Here is an 18,517-nt window from a genome sequence, read left to right as displayed (position 1 = left end):
TATCAGAGCAACTTCTTTTGTTTTAGCTCTTCCACCAGAAATGGCTCTAATACGATGTTGAGCGCAAATACCCCAGGAAATTTTTCTTCCAGAAGGCCAACACGATGCATATCGCCTATCATCATAGATGCATATTGCTCAGTTTTGTGCAATACATCTGCAAGCTTTGCAGGTGTGAACCTACGATGCAAAACAAACTGAAGGACTACCAGCATCATTTCATGGCTCAGGTTTGCCAGGCTGCTCGAATCAGGAACAACAGGCTTTCGCAATTCAATAGTTTTACCGTTAATGCCGGTAATATTGTTGATCCATGCCCTGATAGCATATCCTGGATTTCCGTCACTAAGTGTAAAATAACGATTAAAAAGTTGTGCATAATCATACTGACTGTAATTGCTTTCTTCTTTTTTGTTAATCTTAAAGATCAAGCCACCAGCCTTATGTCTAATCATAATCATTTCTTTTAACTCACGTGCATCAAATGGTTCGCATTCAATGTGGGCAAGAAAATACTTTTCGAGGCCATAAAAACGGTTCAGGAAATAATAGGTCCAATTACGGCAGTTGACAATGAATAAATGCTTTTTACCGAATTTCTCGATTATCCTGAACAATTCTTCAATTGCTTCAAGTCCGTCTGTTGTTCTTTGCCACCATAATTCCAGGTCGTTGAACACAAAAATCATGTCTCTTTGCTGGATATCAAGAAGATAATCGAGCTCCATGTTGATGTTTATGGCAGACAGAATTGCAGTATGCAAGTCTTCAAGCTTTGCTGAACCAGCTTTGGGCGCCCTGATCACATAAACCCTGTTATCAACCGAAACTTCACGAGCTATGAACCTGGATAGGCTCGATTTTCCGGAGTTCCTTTCACCTGTGATAAGGATCGCACCTCCATACCCTTTACGAAACCTTCCAACGGCTGATTTTGCTTCGTTGCGTTGTTTGTTCATGCCTACCCATAGTTCTTTGTTAACTGTTGAATTGCCTGCAAAAAGGTTCGCATAATAGTATGGGATTTCCCTCGCTACTTCCGGGTTCGGAACCAGCGTATCAATTATTTCATGAACTACCTGGTTTACAAATTTATGATCCGGTTCGGTTTTGGATATCTTTTTGAAAAAGAGCAATCCCTCGCTCTGGGTATAGAGAATATTTACCCAATGCTTTTGAAAACTTCGCCTGAACTTAAGCATAAGCTCAGAAATCTTTGCTTCGCTTCGGCTTTTTTGCACCGGCGATTTTATGACCTTTCCTTCATGGGTTAACAATTGATTAGCCAATGGTTCAAATGATGAATCAGCCAGGGCGTTAATATTTGCTATAGTTTGCCAATAGGTTTGATTTACTTTGGTTTGTTGCTGATCTATACGCTCAAGCAACTCAGCATTGAGGTCATTGATGCGCTTATTTTCAATACTGCTGATCTCACCGTGGCTGTTTTTTTCAACATTTTCGATATTAAAAATTGCAAGCCGGAATATATCGCTGATGTTTCCGTGGATTTCAGCTAGGCTGGATTCTGTGTTGCCAAGCTCAATCCTGAGCTTATTGATCATATCACGGCCAATGTAAAGGTTCGTTTGCTTTCGTAATTCAACAAGTTCACCTTCGTGCTCATCAAAGTTTCTTTTTTCGATCCTTGAAATAAAATCCGGATGCGTGATGATAATTTCAGAAGGCAGTTCTGCAATCATTAATTGCAAGTCCCTGAAGAAGAGCTCAAAAAAGAGATGAAGGTTAATCGGTTCCTGATCTTTTAGCACATCGAAGAATTCCTTCGCCTGATTTTCATTAAACTCATGTTGAAAATCGCTGATGATATCTTTTATCCCCTGCAATGGTTTTCCTAATTTGTTTTCGAGCATAATTTCAAGATCCACGAAGTATTTCGAGAGCTTTGCCTTAAGCCTTGCTTTAAGGGAATGAAGAATAAACTCAGTATGAATTTTATTTACATAGAAAAGCAGATTTTTTTCAAGCACTTCATGCGATTCAGCAGAAAAACTATTTGTTGCAATCCATTTATCAAGATCCTTTTCCTGAGCCCTGATTCCTTTGACTGACAATGGATCACCTAGCATAATGCTGATGTTTTCAAGGCTTAGCTGAAGCTCTGAACTTATATGCTGTGATAATGAACTTATAGCATTTCCTGTTTGATCGCCAATCTGTCTGAGAAGTTCTGTTTGTTTATCTTTGGCTTCCTGCATAGCAAGAGAAGCCGAAACAATATCATTGGTGTGATTATTTATGTTTTGAATAATCTGATTGGTTTCTGTGAGGTTCTGCCTCAGGGAACTAAGAAATAAAAATGATGCAATACCAAGCTCCCGAATAATCTCATAATTGGTTTCTTTTCTTTTAGAAACCAGAAACAAAGACTCAATTCGTCTGAGCTGGGTTTTGTGGGTCACTTTTTGGTTGGAAAGTCTCGATATCGCCAGTAAACGGAATTTTCTTAACCGGGTCAGGAATAAATCAGATTTGTTAATCTTAAATTCAGCCCGGTTGTAGCTTACAGAAATCTTTTCGGGAACTTTTTCAAGTCGCTTGGTAGCATGGCTTAGATAATCAGCAGTGGCCGTAGTAAAATGATTACGAATTGCGGGTAGCAATTCTTTCTCCAATGAGATAATTAGCCGGTCGGCTTTAAAAAGATAATCGCCATATAACTTTGAAAAGCTTTTTGAACGGGTCAAAGGATCTTCTTGTTTCAGGACTTTCTCCATCGAGGACATAGCCCATTCATTGAGGTCTGCAAGCGATTTTAATGCATTTTTAAATGCGGCATCAACTTCTGCCAGCGGGCGAAGAACATATTGCCTGTGCATTTCTTCAAAGCTTTCAGCCACAACATATAACTCATTGGCCAAAATTTCTTTATTGGGATAAGGCAGGAGTTCAGGCAATGGAACTGTTAGTTCTTTAGTCTGGATAGGCCCGTTTGCGGAAATCATACCTTTTATTACCGGAATGCTGAGGCTATCAAACTCATTTCCTGCCTTAATAATCAGCGATGTGCCTGAAGCTTTAATAATTTTATTCAGGTTATTGAAAGATTTCATGTCAGGTTCATCGCCGCCCAAACCGAAATCAAGGATTGTCAAGTCAGCTTCCACGCTATGGAAATGAATGATTTCATCATAAGGTTTCTTTTCGATGTTGTTTTCAATGATTTTGATATTTCCGTCAATGCGATTGTCATCAAGAATCTGCCTAATAATATAGTGAGCTTTCTCACTGATGCTGCTGTCATGGCTGATAAGGAGCACCCTCAATTTTGCGCGCCGCCATTGAGAATCGGATGTTAAGAACTTTAACAGGGTTATGCCAAAATAAAGGTTATTGCTGCCTTCATTCCACCACAGATCTATTCGCTTTTTATTTCCAAATCCTTTCTCTTTATCAAAGCCAAGCAATGCAAGGCTGTAATCGGTCCTCGAAAAGTGCTCAATGAGGTCAATAAATTTTTCAGGTTCATTTGTAGTTTTACCCCAGCCCAACAATATTGTATTCGGTTCAAAACCTGTAAAACCATAAACGCTGCTTATGGTGTTCATTCCTTCATAGATATCTTTGCAAATAAGTTGACGGGTAAAAACCTTTTTCCCCTCGCTGTCAATTGTAGCTATGGTTGCTCCCGATTTTGTTACATGTTTCTGATCCGACTTTTCTTCAACGAGTTCGAAATTTGTGAAAACACCCAGCCTGCCCACTACAGACCTTGCAAGGCTTATTAAATAAGGCCTTGAACTGGCACTGCCACTGAATAAAATGATGTTTGGCCTCCAGTTGTGCTTCTCAATAGCTTTTTGATCAGAAAGCTTGTAAAGCCCCATTTTAACTAGGGAGGACCAAATGCCGCCCCAAGTATCGCCTGATTGGAGGGTAAGTTCGCGCCGCTTCAAAATGAGAAATAATGCCCCAAGAATTACAGTTGCACCCAGCATTGCTATTACATCAAGCTGAATCATAACTATAAATGAAGCAAAAGCTCCAAGAAAACCCACCCATGCCGGAACTTTAAAACTTGGCCTGAAATCGGATCCGGCAATATTTTCGATGGCGCAGGTCAGGTTCAGGAAACCATAGGTGATAATAAAGAATATAGTAACAATCCGGGCAATTACGTTCAAATCGCCGATCATGATCCCGCCAAAAGCGATGAGAAAAGTCAGGTAAAGCGCGTTTCTTGGTTCGTTGCCGGCTCCAAAACCTTTTGCGAAAAATTTGGGTGTGATCCTGTCAATAGCCGTTGCCTGGAGAATTCGTGGGGCGCCTAAAATGCTTCCCAGTGCTGAGGAAAGTGTTGCACCCCAAACTCCGGCAATAACGAGGGGAGAAAACAGAGAGATCTGGTAAAGTACGGTTGAGTCTTTTAGCAATTCACCATTAACAGTGTAGGAAAAGAAAAAAGCTAGTCCGAGATAGACAATCAAGCCCACAAAAATAGCAGATATCGTTCCTTTTGGTATTGACGATTTGGGATCGCGTAAATCACCCGACATTGAAACACCGGCTTCAAAACCGGTTACAGCCGGGAAAAAAACTGCAAAAAGTGCGATCCAGGGCAAGGTGCGTGTTGCAGATTCTATTAAGGGTTCGGAAGGCGCAAACTCATGCCTGCCGAAAAAGATAGAGACCAGCGAAAGGGCCATTACGGCGAGGATAATAAACTGCGTTTTCAGCGCCAGACTAGTACTTAAGAAAGTCAGGATGGTTACAGCCAGCAGCGTCAGCGTGCCAGTAATCCTTATATTATAAAGGCTCGGTTCAAGACCTAATGCGGTGAGGAAGGTCTCTGAAAAACCAATAAGATAAAGACTTACGCTGAACGAAAGGCCAACAAAGAGAGCCAGGCCAAGTGTTCCACCGATGGGAAGGCCAAGGCTACGGGAAATCATAAAATAGGTGCCACCGGTTTCAACCCGTTTGTTAGTGGCAATGCTGGCAACACTTAAACCCGTAGTTACTGAGATGAGATGTGCCACCAGGATTATACCGATGGTTGCCAGTAGGCCGGCTTCCCCAACAATCCAGGGTAGCCTTAGGTACATAATCACACCCAGAATAGTGAGAATAGAAGGGGTAAAAACCCCTTTGAAGGCACCGAACTTATTTCCTTTTAAACTCATTATTGCAGTGTTTGTGCAATATTAACAAAAATGAACACTAGATGAACACTACAGTAGCTTAAATGGTTTTCTAACCTCTATTTATATTATTTGTTTCCGATCCATAATGATTGAGCCAGAAGTTCAGAATGAAATCTGATTAGTACTATCTGCTCTTTATGAACCTATCATTTATACCATGGCCCTGCTGAAATGGTCATCAATAATTCTCGACAAGCAGCTCAAAGTGTGCTCTTGGGTGTGCGCAAGCCGGGCAGTTAGCCAGCGCCTTGGTTCCTTCATAAACAAAACCACATTTGCGACAGAACCATTTCACTTTTTCTTCACGTGCGAATACTCTTCCGGTTACAACATTGCTAAGTAGTTTCAGAAACCTTTTTTCATGTTCAACTTCAACTTTGGCAATTGACCGGAATAAGGTGGCAATTTTTGTGAAACCTTCTCCCTGAGCTATATCGGCAAATTCCGGGTATAAGAGCGTCCATTCTTCATTTTCCCCTTCGGCAGCAGCTCTGAGGTTCTCAACTGTTGTGCTGATTTTTCCGGCAGGGTAGGATGCGGTTATCTCAACCATGCCACCTTCGAGGAACTCAAAAAATCGCTTTGCATGCATCTCTTCATGAGAGGCTGTTTCAAGAAACAATGCTGAAATTTGCTCATAACCTTCTGTTTTTGCTACTTTGGCAAAAAAGGTGTAGCGGTTTTTTGCCTGTGATTCTCCTGCGAAAGCTTTTAGCAGGTTTTGTTCGGTTCGGGTTCCTTTGATGCTCTTTTCCATTTTGTGTTTTTTTAGTTATTATTAATTGATAGATTGATTTATACTGGTGTCACATCCCGGGTTGGATATCAGGTTGCTGCTTTCTAAAGATTGGCTGTTGTAAGTGTCAAAAATAAAGAGAATAATCGCAAGTCGCTATGTATTTTGAATGGAAGTGAGCAAGTTTTGGCATCATAATGCTAATATGGATTTGATCCTAATAAGCCAATTCAGGCAAACCGCTGGGCAGGATTAAGGATAATAAATTCCAGCGCCCGGACCTAAAGGAATATTAAGCAAGGTCCAGGCAATTAACAACAAGGTCCATCCAACAAACAGCACAACCGAATAAGGCAGCATAGTAGAAATAAGTGTACCGATACCTGAACGTGGTTCGTACTTTTCAAAATATACGATAATTAGTGCGAAGAAACTCATCATAGGAGAGATGATGTTGGTGACACTGTCGCCAATACGGAAAACGGCCTGGGATAATTCAGGTGAATATCCCAGCAACATAAACATGGGGATAAAAACCGGCCCAAGAATAGCCCATTTGGCTGAGGCGCTTCCCATAAACAAATTAATAAAACCTGAGAGTAGGATAAATAATATTAACAATGGAATCATGCCGATATCAATGCGTTGAAGAAAACTGGCTCCTTCAATAGCAATGATCAGCCCTAGATTGCTCCATCGAAAATAGGCAACAAACTGAGCTGCAAAAAATACCAACACAAGGAAAGCTGCCAGGGTCTTAAAACTGACTACCATTCCTTTCACCACATCAGCATCGCTTTTGAACTTCCCGGTTATGAATCCATAAACAATTCCAAGGCTTGCGGCAATCACAAACAAGAAAGCAATAAATCCCTTCAGGATGGGTGAGTGCAGTATAGAGTTATTTGGGCCGCGAAGTAATCCGTTTTCCGGGGCAATACCTGCAATCAAGAGAATTGTCCAGATTGCAATAGCAAACAGAACGTATCTTAAAGCCTTTTTCTCCTTTGGGTTTAGCTGCTCAAGTGGCTCAGACGGCACATCGCCGCCGTAGGCTCCCAATCTTGGTTCAACAATTTTATCAGAAACCCATGTGCAAAGAAACGCTATCAGAATAGTAGAAACCGCCATAAAATAATAATTCGCGGTTGGAAGCACATAGTATTCCGGATCAAGAATATGGGCTGCTTCGGTTGATAATCCTGCAAGCAGTGGGTCAATGGTTCCGATAAAAAGGTTCGCACTGAAGCCACCCGAAACGCCTGCAAAAGCAGCAGCCATTCCAGCAATTGGATGCCTGCCAACAGAATGAAAAATTATCCCACCTAATGGAATAATAAGTACATAGCCCAGGTCGGAAGCCATGTTGCTAATAATGCCCGCAAGTACGATCACAAAAGTGAGCATGTATCCTGGCGACCTTAATACCAATAACCTGATGGCAGCACTGATCAACCCACTGCTTTCCGCTATTCCGATCCCCAGTAACGCTACCATTACAATGCCCAAGGGGGCAAAGCTGGTGTAATTATGAACCATTTCAAGGATGATGCGATGAACACCCTCTTTCGAAAGCAAATTAATAATGTGAACCTGCTCACCAGTAGCAGGGTGAATGGCAGTCCAGTCGAGCCAGTGGCCGATAAGAGAGAGCAGCAGGGCCAACAAAGCCAGTATCCCGAACAAACTTGCAGGGTGGGGCAGGGCATTGCCTCCTTTTTCAACAAGATTCAGAAAACGGGTCAACAAAGAGCGGCGGGGTTTCGTCATCAGTCAGGTTTTAATTCAGGAAAGTTTTATGTAATCGTTATTTGAGCGCCAAAAATAAGATTTTCGGAAATAATAAAACACAATCGGTTTAATGGCTAATCAAAGCAAAGGTTACGCCCTTTTTCGAACCATTGTAAATACCAAAATGGGCCATGTGATGCTGTTAAGATGAAAATATTAGAGCAATTTTTTATCAAGTTATGTAAATATGCATTAGCATTGAAATTCTAAATTTCAAAACTCACTGGATGACAAAAACTTGAAACGAAGCATCCGTTTTTTATATTTGCCTAAATTGAATTAAACATTCATTGTTGCGATATTGGTTTTTTATTTACTTTAGCCCTGCATTAATTGTAACAGATAGATGTATGATCAAAGCAGACAAAACTAAAAAGCAAAAGCCCTATTACACTAGCATTCCCAAGACATTCTTATATCTTTTCTTTTTGATGTGTTTAATCAGCACAGTTGGATATTCAGCAGAGGAAGAAGGACAGTTTAGCAAAAAAGACCTGCGGCTTGGCCAGCGGCTTTTTATGGGATTGGTTCCATTTGAGAGCGGCACTTTCGATTGCTCTTCATGCCATTATACAACTATGCCCTTGGAAATTGACTGGAATCCTTCCGTTTATGATTTAGCTAAGGCATGGCTAGAAGAAGATGGAACAGATATACTCAATGTGATGAACAGTCCGGTTTCAATGCGTTTGCTCGAAGACCATAAAGGTATGCGTATAACCGAAGAGGAGGAACGCTTGTTGCAGGCTTATTTCACCTATGTTGCTGAAACAGGCAAAGGCGAATTAAAACCTTATCCCATACGCGCTTTCACATTCTGGATTGTTGGCTTGCTCATGTTGCTGGCCTTTGTGGATCTTGTTATCACACGCAAAATACGCAACCGCATAATCCATATTGTGATCCTCATTATAGGTATTGGCGTACACGGTAGTTTTGTTTATGATGAAGCAACAAGCATTGGCCGTTCACAAGATTATGCCCCCGATCAGCCGATTAAATTTTCTCATAAGATTCATGCCGGAGATAATCAGATTGATTGCCGCTATTGCCATTATACCGCTGATTTCAGCGTGTCGGGCGGTATCCCATCCAATAATGTATGTCTTAATTGCCACGTGGTGATCCGAAACGGCACAAACAGCGGAACATTTGAAATTAATAAGATACACCGGGCTGAGAAAACCGGCGAACCTGTTCGCTGGATTCGCATTCATAAGTTGCCTGATCATACTTTCTTCAGTCATGCCCAGCATGTTAATGTTGCAGGGCTCGATTGCGCGGAATGTCATGGCGCGATCGAAGAAATGCATATTGTGAGGCAGGTTGAAGATTTGAGCATGGGATGGTGTATTGAATGCCATCGCGATTCTAAAGTCCCATTTTTTGAAAACGAGTATTACAAATCGTTTCACGCACTTCATGAACAGTTGAAAGCCGGATCAGTTGATTCAGTCACCGTTTCACGTGTTGGAGGCACTAATTGTATGAAGTGTCATTATTAATCTCTACTTAACAAATTTATATAGTAGTCCGAAACCTGAATTATATGAAGAAATACTGGAAAAGTCTTGATGAATACAACGGCAAGCCAGAAGCACTTCGGCAAGATGAAACCAAAAATATATCTGCACTTGAATTGCTGGGTGGTGATAGCCCGGAGAACAAAGCATCGCGCCGCGATTTCCTGAAATGGTGCGGTTTTAGCTTTATGAGCGCAGCCGTTCTTTCTAGCTGTGAAAGCCCTGTAAAAAAAGCAATCCCATATCTGAATCAACCCGAAGAAGTTACACCTGGAATGGCTTCATGGTATGCTTCCTCGTTTTACGATGGTAAAGATTATTGTCCTGTACTTGTAAAGGTTCGCGATGGCAGGCCAATTAAAATAGAAGGCAATGAACTTTCAACATTTTCCGGTGGCGGAACGCACGCCCGAGTGCAGGCATTAGTGCTGGGCCTTTACGATACGGCCGGACGATATCAGCATCCATTATCAAAAGGAAACAAGATTAGCTGGGAAAATGCGGATGCGGAAATCATTGCAAAACTTTCTGAAAATGACGGCGACATTGTCATTCTTACTTCAACAATCATCAGCCCTTCAAGCAAGGAGGTAATTTCAAGGTTCATAGAACGCTATCCGAACGCAAAGCATATTGCCTATGATGCAATTTCCTATTCAGCAATGCGTGAAGCCAATAATATGGCTTTTGGACTCAAAGAAATACCATTCTACAGATTTGATAATGCGCAACTTATTGTGGGTTTCAATGCCGATTTCCTTGCCAATTGGTTATTGCCAATCGTGTTTGCCCGGCAGTATTCTGAAACCAGACGAATTGGTAAAGAAAAGAAAACGATGTCGTTACACCTGCAATTTGAAAGCGGTATGTCAGTTACCGGTTCAAATGCCGACGAACGGTTTACGATAAAACCCCAGGAAGAACTGCAGATTTTGCAGGACGTTTATAATTTCCTCAATGGAAATCAATCTTCTGAGCTTCATCCACACGCCAAATTATTAGGTGAGCAAATTCAGAAACATGGAAATAAAACATTAATTGTTTCGGGAACCAACGATCTGAAAATTCAATCCCTGGTAAATGCCATAAACCATTTGGCAGGCAGTTACGGTACCACTATTGATTTTACCAACTCACTTAATCTTTATCAGGGAAAAGACAGCGAATTACTGCAATTGGTTCGTGATATGGAAGAGGGAAAAGTTAGTACTCTGATCGTACATGATGCGAATCCTATGTACGATTTTCCGGGTGATACTTTCAGAAAGGCTCTTGAAAAGGTTTCGCTGAAAATCTCTCTTTCCTCTACCCTCAATGAAACCGCAGAAGTCTCAGATTATGTTCTACCCTCACCGCATTATCTTGAATCATGGGATGATGTAGCTCCGGCTAAAGGTGTCTATGGTGTGATCCAACCTGTTATAACTCCTTTATTTGATACTAGGCAAATGCAGGATTCATTATTGCAGTGGTCAGGGAATTCAACCAGTTACAAGGATTTTCTTAAAGAAAATTGGGAAAATAAATTATTCCAGCTCCAAAGTAAGCATTCCTCCTTCAATGCTTTCTGGCAGGATTCACTGCAACAAGGATTTTTTACAATTATTGCAGATCAAGGTGGAAGCCCCACTTTTAACACCTCAGCAATGCAGAATGCCGGTGCTCTGGAAAAAATTGCAGATAGTGATGGCTGGAACCTATTATTATATGAATCAACAGGTATTGGCGATGGACGCCATGCAAACAACCCGTGGCTGCAGGAATTACCCGATCCAATCACAAAAGTCTGCTGGGATAATTTTGCTGCCATCTCACCGGTAGATTCTGAAAACCTCGGTGTTCTCAATGGTGACATTATCCGAATTGGTAATGATGAAGAAATCGCAGTGTTAGTGCAACCCGGTCAGGCTCCACAAACTTTATCAATAGCTGTGGGTTATGGACGCACCCATGCCGGTAAGGTTGCCGAGGGAGTTGGCTTGAATGCTTATCGTTTTGCAGATTATATTGATGGCTTCAAGTCCTTTACGAAAACCATAGATGCACCGGAAAAAGCCAGAAGTATCACCACCTTAGCGCTTACTCAAACACATCACAACATGGAAGGGCGGGCCATTGTCAGGGAATCAACCTTGCCCGACTGGATTATTGATCCTACGGCCGGAAATGAACTTCATGAATATCATGAAAAGCACAAAACTACGCTATATCCTGAAGTAGAATTTGAAGCCCATCACTGGGCTATGGCTGTGGATCTGAACAGTTGCATCGGCTGCAACAATTGTGTTGTAGCATGCCAGGCTGAAAACAATATTCCGGTAGTTGGTAAAAAAGAGGTTACACGTCGCCGTATCATGCATTGGATTCGAATTGACCGCTATTATACGGGCAAATCAGATAATCCAGGCGTTGTATACCAGCCGATGATGTGCCAACATTGCGATAATGCACCCTGCGAAAATGTTTGCCCGGTTGGAGCACTCACCCACAGTGATGAAGGAATCAGCCAGGTTACTTATAATCGTTGCGTGGGCACAAAGTACTGTATCACAAACTGCCCTTACAAGGTTCGGCGCTTCAATTGGTTCGAGTATGCCCGGAATAAAGCTTTTGATTACAATATGAATGATGCTTTTGGCAGACTGGTGTTAAACCCGGATGTGACTGTTCGTGAAAGGGGAGTGGTTGAAAAGTGCTCGTTCTGCGTACAGCGTATTCAGGAAAAGAAATTAATAGCAAAGCTTGAAAACAGGCAATTACGTGATGGCGATATCAAAACTGCCTGCATGCAATCCTGTCCAACCAAGGCGCTTGTTTTTGGCGATCTCAACAATCCTGAAAGTGAAGTGTCGAAACTATTCCGCGACGAAAGGAACTATCATGTACTTGAGGAGTTGCATACGTTGCCTTCAGTAGGATATTTAACAAAGATTAGAAACAAACTATAATTACAAGCTACGATGTACGATTTACGAATTTTTAAAATCGTACTTCGTAAATCATAAATCTGAAACAAAGTAATTTATGATAAGAAGTCATTTCAAAGGGGTTTTGATAACGGGAAATAAATCCTATGCTGATGTTACCCGTGAAATTACAGCTCCCATTGAATCAAAACCAGCAAAATGGTGGTATGCTGCTATGACCCTTGCCACGCTGGCGCTGCTTTTCGGTGCGTGGGCATTGTATAATACGTTAGCATTTGGATTGGGAACCTGGGGTATTAATAATTCTGTTGCATGGGGTTGGGATATTATAAACTTTGTGTGGTGGATTGGAATTGGGCATGCCGGAACGGCATTCACCATTTTCCTGCTCATTTTCAGGCAGAAGTGGGCAGCTTCCATCAACCGCACTGCCGAGGCCATGACGGTTTTTGCCGTGTTGTGTGCAGCATTATTCCCATTATTGCATATGGGACGACCCTGGCTTGCATTTTTCATTGCACCGTATCCAAACACACGCGGTCCTTTATGGGTAAATTTTAACTCGCCACTTTTCTGGGACTTCCTGGCAATCAGCACGTATCTTCTTATGTCAATTACGCTATGGTACCTGGGGATGATTCCTGATTTAGCTACCATCCGTGATCGCACCACGAGTAGAATAAAAAAAGCTATTTATGGATTCTTTTCGATGGGCTGGAGCGGCTCAGTATTTCAATATAATCGTTACGAAACAGTTTCAAGGATTTTAGGTGGACTTGCTGCGCCTCTGGTTATCTCGGTTCACTCAATTGTAGCGCTCGACTTTGCCGTATCAGTGATACCAGGATGGTACACAACAATATTCCCACCATACTTTTTCGTGGGAGCCATTTTCTCGGGTTTTGCTATGGTGCTAACCATTATGATATTCCTTCGTAGAGCGTTTAAGCTGAAAGACTTCGTCACGGACAAGCACCTGGAATTTATTTCACAGGTGCTGAAATACGGAAGTTTGATTATAGGATCGGCTTACCTGATGGAAATGTTTATTGCATGGTATTCTGGTGTGAACTATGAAATGTATACTTTTCTGAACGCGCGGGCTACCGGGTCATTCGCTTTTGAATTCTGGATCATGGTAATTTGTAACGCAGTGCTGCCACAGTTTTTCTGGTTTAAAAAAGTGCGAACCAGCATTGTATGGCTTTTTATCATTTCCATATTTATCAACATTGGCATGTGGTTCGAACGTTTTGTGATTTTGGTTTCATCACTCTCAGAGGACTATTTACCTTCCAGTTGGGTAAGTTATTCACCTACGCTTGTAGATATTGGATTGTATGTGGGAACTTTTGGACTGTTCTCTGCAGGATTGCTTATGTTTGTTAGGTTTATACCAATTATAGCTATCAATGAAGTAAAAGGAATCAGTAAGGTTGGTTATGAAAATCGAAAAAACGAGGGGGTTTTATGAGCAGTAAAACAATAATTGGCGTTTTTGATGATGAAAACCTGGTTGTAAACACCATACGAAAGCTTAACGAGAAGAAAGTAAGGATCAGGGATGTTTATGGTCCATTTGCAAGCCATGATATAATTTCAGCGATCGCAAAGCCTTCTCGGCTTCCTCATCTGTCATTTCTGTTTGGTGCTGGAACTGTTTTTGGAACCTTCGCATTCCTTTATTATACATCAGTAGTGGATTACCCACACATTTATGGCGGAAAACCAGTTTTTTCCTTTCCGCCTATGGTGGTGATTATGTATCTTGCTACTATTCTGGTTACGGGAACCTTATCGGTTTTCACTTTCCTTGGAATATCAGGAATGTATCCAGGCAAAAAAGCCCAGATGCCAGGTATTGGTACAATGGACGACAAATTTTTCCTTGTGATAGATGAAAATGATGCAAACGCTACCTCGGCTGAGGCACTTTTAATGCAGCATGGTGCTCTTGAAATAAAGTATGAATAGATTAAAAAATGAAATCAATTATAATTTTACGAAGACTCATACCCATGAATGGTCGCACAATCCTAACGCTAATGTTTGTTGCCCTGATCATATCTGCTTGCGATCGTAGCCGAAACGATAAAGGTTACGAATATTTTCCTGATATGTTCCACTCACCGGCTTACAAAACCTTCAGCGATAATCCAGCACTTCCTGATGATAAAACGATGCTTGAACCTCCCGAAGGTTCCATTCCCCGCGGGTTTACACCCTATCCTTATGATACCTCATTTGAGTCTCGTGAACTGGCAGGATTGGAACTCGAAAACCCATTCACACCGAATGAGCAATTGCTAGGGCAGGGCAAGGAACTATATGCGATATTTTGCATGAATTGTCATGGCGCTGGCGGAACAGGCGATGGATTCCTGCATACTTCCGGGAAATATCCAATCAGACCAGCAACCCTGGTTGAAGGCGACATACTATCAAAACCTTCAGGCGAGATTTATCATGTGATCACAAAAGGCTGGGGTGTAATGGGTGCACATGAATCAATGATCAGACCCGATGATCGCTGGAAAATTGTAATGTTTGTAGAAGAAGTGCTTCAGCAACAAAAATAAATGCATTATCCATGGAGTTGAAATTTGACTTTAAACGCGGGTGGCGAATTTTATTCGCAGTTTTAATTGTAATTGGCCTCGCAGGCATTATTTTCGGTCTTTTAACAAACCCGGCAAGGGCATGGGCAAACATCTTGCTCAACAATTACCTATTTATAATGCTCTCCATTGGTGCACTGTTTTTCTATGCTGTTCAGTATGTTACCCATTCAGGGTGGTCTGCTATGTTTCAGCGTATCCCGCTGGCTGCAGGCGTTTGGCTGCCAATAGGCGCGATTGTAATGTTCCTGTTTTATTTTGGAATGCATTACATTTATGAGTGGACCCACCCGGAAGCTCTGGCTTATGATAAACTTTTGCAACATAAATCGCCTTATCTCAACATACCTTTCTTCTATATCAGGGTAGTCATATATTTTATCCTTTGGATTGGGATTGCATGGTGGATGCGTAAACTCACATTGCGCGAAGATATTGAAGGAACCTTGCACATTGATAAGCATGTTAAAGCTGCTGGTGCTTTTTTATTTGCTATCGTATTCACTTTTACGATGGCTTCAATTGATTGGATTATGAGCATTGATGCACATTGGTTTAGCACTTTGTTTGGATTGAAAAACCTGCTTGCAACAATCTATTATGCAGTCGCATTTATAATCCTGTTAATGTTATGGCTTCAGAAGCAGGGTTACCTTACCCAAATGAACGAAGCACACCGCAACGACTTCGCACGCTACCTGTTCAGGTTAAGTATTGTGTGGGGTTATTTATGGTTCGTACAATACCTTGTGATATGGTATGCCAATATACCAGAAGCCACCATGTATTACGTTCCAAGGGCGCAGGGAGAATGGAGCACCTTGTTCTACCTTGATTTTGCTTTGAACTTTGCCATACCTTTTTTGGCACTTATGAATGATAAGTTCGCCCGTACAAAGATTGTGATGATTGCGATAAGTTTGCTGTTGCTTGTTGGAATGTGGATAAGCCTGTTTCTTCAGATCATGCCGGGTAGTATTGGAATCCTGCAATTTGGGATAATTGAAATTTCAGGCACTGTAGGTTTCATCGGCTTGTACCTGTACTTTGTGTTCAGCCATCTGAGCAAAATTCCACTCATACCGGTGAACCACCCTTACCTTGAGGAAAGCAAGCACAGGCATTTTTAGGAAGAATAGGAGAAATTGAGAATGGGAGACATAGAGAAGGGGAGAAAAGGAGAAGTGGAGGTTGGTGCAATACCCGTCTGACCGCTTTGAGCGGTCTGACGGATAAGAAAGAAGAATCTAACGACTCATGAGATAAAGATGACAGGAATTAAGTTGATGTAAAATAAACCCCAATAATTAACTGACAAACAAACACTTAATAAAATGGTTAAACTTTTATTCTTTCTTTTAACAATCATAATCCTGAGTGCAAAAGCCCAGGAACAAAAGCTTTACGAAGACCTGCGCCAACCGGAAATAGGCGTTGTTGAAAAACTCGACACTTATATTTCAGAAGATATTATGGTTATTGATGAAAATAATCAGGCTGTATCATTGCGCTCACTCATTGATAAACCAACCGTCCTCAACCTTGTATACTATCGTTGTCCAGGAATTTGCAGTCCGATTATGGAATCAATTGCCAACGTTGTTGATAAAACTGATATGATACCCGGAAAGGACTTCCAGGTTCTGACCATAAGTTTCGATCCTACCGAGTCAACCGAACTGGCACAACAAAAACGCAACAATTATTTCTATCTGATAAAAAGGGAATTCGATCCCAATGGCTGGCGCTTCTTCACTGCCGACAGCACCAATGCTATAAACCTTACCGAACAAGTTGGTTTTAAATATAAAAAAGTTGGCTTCGATTATATTCACACGGCTTCTATTATAGTTCTGAGCCCGCAGGGGAAAATAACACGCTACCTGCAAGGAGTGTTTTATTTACCGTTTGATGTAAAAATGGCGGTTGTAGAAGCAGCAGAAGGCAAATCAGGGCCATCCATCTCACGCGTACTGGCATATTGTTATGCGTTTGATCCCGCAGGCCAGCGCTATGTTTTTGATATTACTAAAATTGCAGGAACACTGATCCTGTTTTTTAGTGCAGTTATTTTTCTGTTTCTTTTAATCCGTTACAAAACCAAAAAACCCATACCTAAAGTATAATAAATTATGAATGAACAAATTGCAACACATCACGATGTGAGTTATCTGGATTATCGGGGCAAATACAAGGGAATATTTGCCTGGATATTATCCACCGACCACAAGCGCATAGGTTTGCTTTACCTATATACCATAATGGCCTTTTTTGTGGTTGGAGCCATACTTGGGCTCATGATGAAAATCGAACTCTTCGCTCCCGGAAAAACAATTATGGGACCACAAGCTTATAACAGCTTTTTTACACTGCATGGTATCATTATGATCTTTGTGATTGTAATACCAGGATTGCCTGCAGTGTTTGGCAACTTCTTCCTGCCATTGATGTTGGGCGCTAAAGATGTGGCTTTCCCGAAGCTGAACCTTGCTTCCTGGTATTTTTATATCATTGGTATCATCGTGGTATTGTTTTCACAATTTATGGGAGATGGCGCTCCTGATACAGGATGGACTTTTTACGCACCCTACAGTTTCAAAACCCAGGCCAATGTATTGCCTGCAATAACAGGGGCTTTCATTATGGGATTCTCATCCATTGCAACAGGTATTAACTTCATCGTAACCATTCACAGGATGCGTGCACCGGGAATGACCTGGTTTAAAATGCCTTTGTTTCCCTGGACGCTTTATGCAACCGCTTGGATACAATTGCTTGCAACACCAATCATTGGCATCACACTCTTGCTCATAATTGCTGAACGTACGATGGGTATTGGAATTTTTGATCCCGCCCTGGGTGGCGACCCCATTCTTTATCAGCATCTTTTCTGGACATATTCCCACCCGGCTGTTTATATCATGATTTTGCCGGCCATGGGTGTGATCTCTGAGATTATTCCCACCTTTTCCCGTAAATCAATTTTTGGCTACAAGGTTATTGTAATATCATCCCTGGCAATAGCTTTTATCGGCTCATTTGTTTGGGGGCATCACATGTTTACAAGTGGTATGAGCGGCGTATCTTTATTTGCCTTTTCGTTCCTCACTTTCCTGGTTGCCATTCCGAGTGCTATAAAAGTGTTTAATTGGGTCAGTACCATGCACAAAGGCTCATTGCTCATGCGAACGCCATTCTTTTGGGCGGTATCATTCCTCTGGGTATTTATGATCGGCGGTTTATCCGGCCTTATGCTAGGTTCATTGGCTATCAATGTGCATGTGCATGATACACATTTTGTGGTTGCACACTTTCATTATATTGTATTTGGTGGCACCGGCTTTGCCTTTTTTGGTGCAATTCATTATTGGTTCCCAAAAATGTTTGGTAGAAGGTACGATGCCTCCTGGGCAAACATTGGCTGGCTAACTTTCTTTATTGGATTCAACACGTTGTACCTTCCTATGTTTATTCTTGGAATCCAGGGTATGCCTCGCCGTTACTACGATTATCTGGCTGAGTTTCATTCCGGAAATATCATTTCCTCTTTTGGAGCCATAGTTCTCATCAGCGGTATTTTGATTATTATTACGAATCTTATTCGTAGTGCCCGTCATGGTGAGAAAACAAGTGTAATGAATACCTGGGGTGGTAAAACCCTGGAATGGACTGTTCCTACACCACCACCACTTGAGAATTTTGATGAAATTCCAATAGTTACTAAAGGCCCCTATGATTATAACTAAACGCGTTCAAA

Annotated in this window: 11 protein-coding genes; 8 read left to right on the top strand and 3 right to left on the bottom strand. The window is 41.6% G+C overall.

What is annotated here, in order from left to right:
- Positions 1-2 precede the first annotated feature (2 nt).
- The 3 genes from IH597_14105 to IH597_14095 form a co-directional block, all read right to left on the bottom strand.
- Complete coding sequence (locus IH597_14105) at positions 3-5,144, bottom strand: amino acid permease (protein ID MBE0663587.1); 5,142 nt, start codon at positions 5,142-5,144, stop codon at positions 3-5.
- 199 nt (positions 5,145-5,343) lie between these two features.
- The gene (locus tag IH597_14100; protein MBE0663586.1) at positions 5,344-5,922 is read right to left on the bottom strand and encodes a rubrerythrin family protein; all 579 of its coding nucleotides are present in this window, start codon (positions 5,920-5,922) and stop codon (positions 5,344-5,346) included.
- A 231-nt stretch (positions 5,923-6,153) separates the two neighbouring features.
- On the bottom strand, positions 6,154-7,671 hold the full coding sequence (locus IH597_14095) for an AbgT family transporter (protein ID MBE0663585.1): 1,518 nt from the start codon (positions 7,669-7,671) through the stop codon (positions 6,154-6,156).
- Between the two features lie 371 nt (positions 7,672-8,042).
- On the opposite strand from IH597_14095, the gene IH597_14090 reads away from it, so the two are divergent.
- The 8 genes from IH597_14090 to IH597_14055 all read left to right on the top strand — a co-directional run bounded on the left by IH597_14090 (position 8,043) and on the right by IH597_14055 (position 18,506).
- Positions 8,043-9,197: a cytochrome c3 family protein gene (locus IH597_14090; protein ID MBE0663584.1), complete on the top strand. Its 1,155-nt coding sequence runs from the start codon at positions 8,043-8,045 to the stop codon at positions 9,195-9,197.
- 44 nt (positions 9,198-9,241) lie between these two features.
- Positions 9,242-12,163: a TAT-variant-translocated molybdopterin oxidoreductase gene (locus IH597_14085; GenBank protein ID MBE0663583.1), complete on the top strand. Its 2,922-nt coding sequence runs from the start codon at positions 9,242-9,244 to the stop codon at positions 12,161-12,163.
- A 76-nt stretch (positions 12,164-12,239) separates the two neighbouring features.
- On the top strand, positions 12,240-13,616 hold the full coding sequence (gene nrfD, locus IH597_14080; GenBank protein ID MBE0663582.1) for a polysulfide reductase NrfD: 1,377 nt from the start codon (positions 12,240-12,242) through the stop codon (positions 13,614-13,616).
- Positions 13,613-14,116, top strand: coding sequence for a DUF3341 domain-containing protein (locus tag IH597_14075; GenBank protein ID MBE0663581.1), 504 nt, complete (start codon positions 13,613-13,615; stop codon positions 14,114-14,116). The genes nrfD and IH597_14075 overlap by 4 nt, the downstream gene beginning before the upstream one ends.
- Before the next feature lie 8 nt (positions 14,117-14,124).
- Positions 14,125-14,721, top strand: coding sequence for a cytochrome c (locus IH597_14070; protein MBE0663580.1), 597 nt, complete (start codon positions 14,125-14,127; stop codon positions 14,719-14,721).
- 11 nt (positions 14,722-14,732) lie between these two features.
- A complete protein-coding gene (locus tag IH597_14065; protein ID MBE0663579.1) occupies positions 14,733-15,890 on the top strand; it encodes a hypothetical protein in 1,158 nt (385 codons plus the stop codon).
- A 204-nt stretch (positions 15,891-16,094) separates the two neighbouring features.
- Positions 16,095-16,886: an SCO family protein gene (locus tag IH597_14060; protein MBE0663578.1), complete on the top strand. Its 792-nt coding sequence runs from the start codon at positions 16,095-16,097 to the stop codon at positions 16,884-16,886.
- A 6-nt stretch (positions 16,887-16,892) separates the two neighbouring features.
- Positions 16,893-18,506 (top strand): cbb3-type cytochrome c oxidase subunit I, encoded by a 1,614-nt coding sequence (locus IH597_14055; GenBank protein ID MBE0663577.1) that lies wholly within the window; start codon positions 16,893-16,895, stop codon positions 18,504-18,506.
- Positions 18,507-18,517: the final 11 nt, after the last annotated feature.

It is taken from the genome of Bacteroidales bacterium, from assembly GCA_014860575.1.
Lineage (GTDB): Bacteria > Bacteroidota > Bacteroidia > Bacteroidales > JAAYJT01 > JAAYJT01.
Note: the sequence above shows the minus strand (reverse complement) of the source record. Positions and strands in the feature narration are given on the sequence as shown.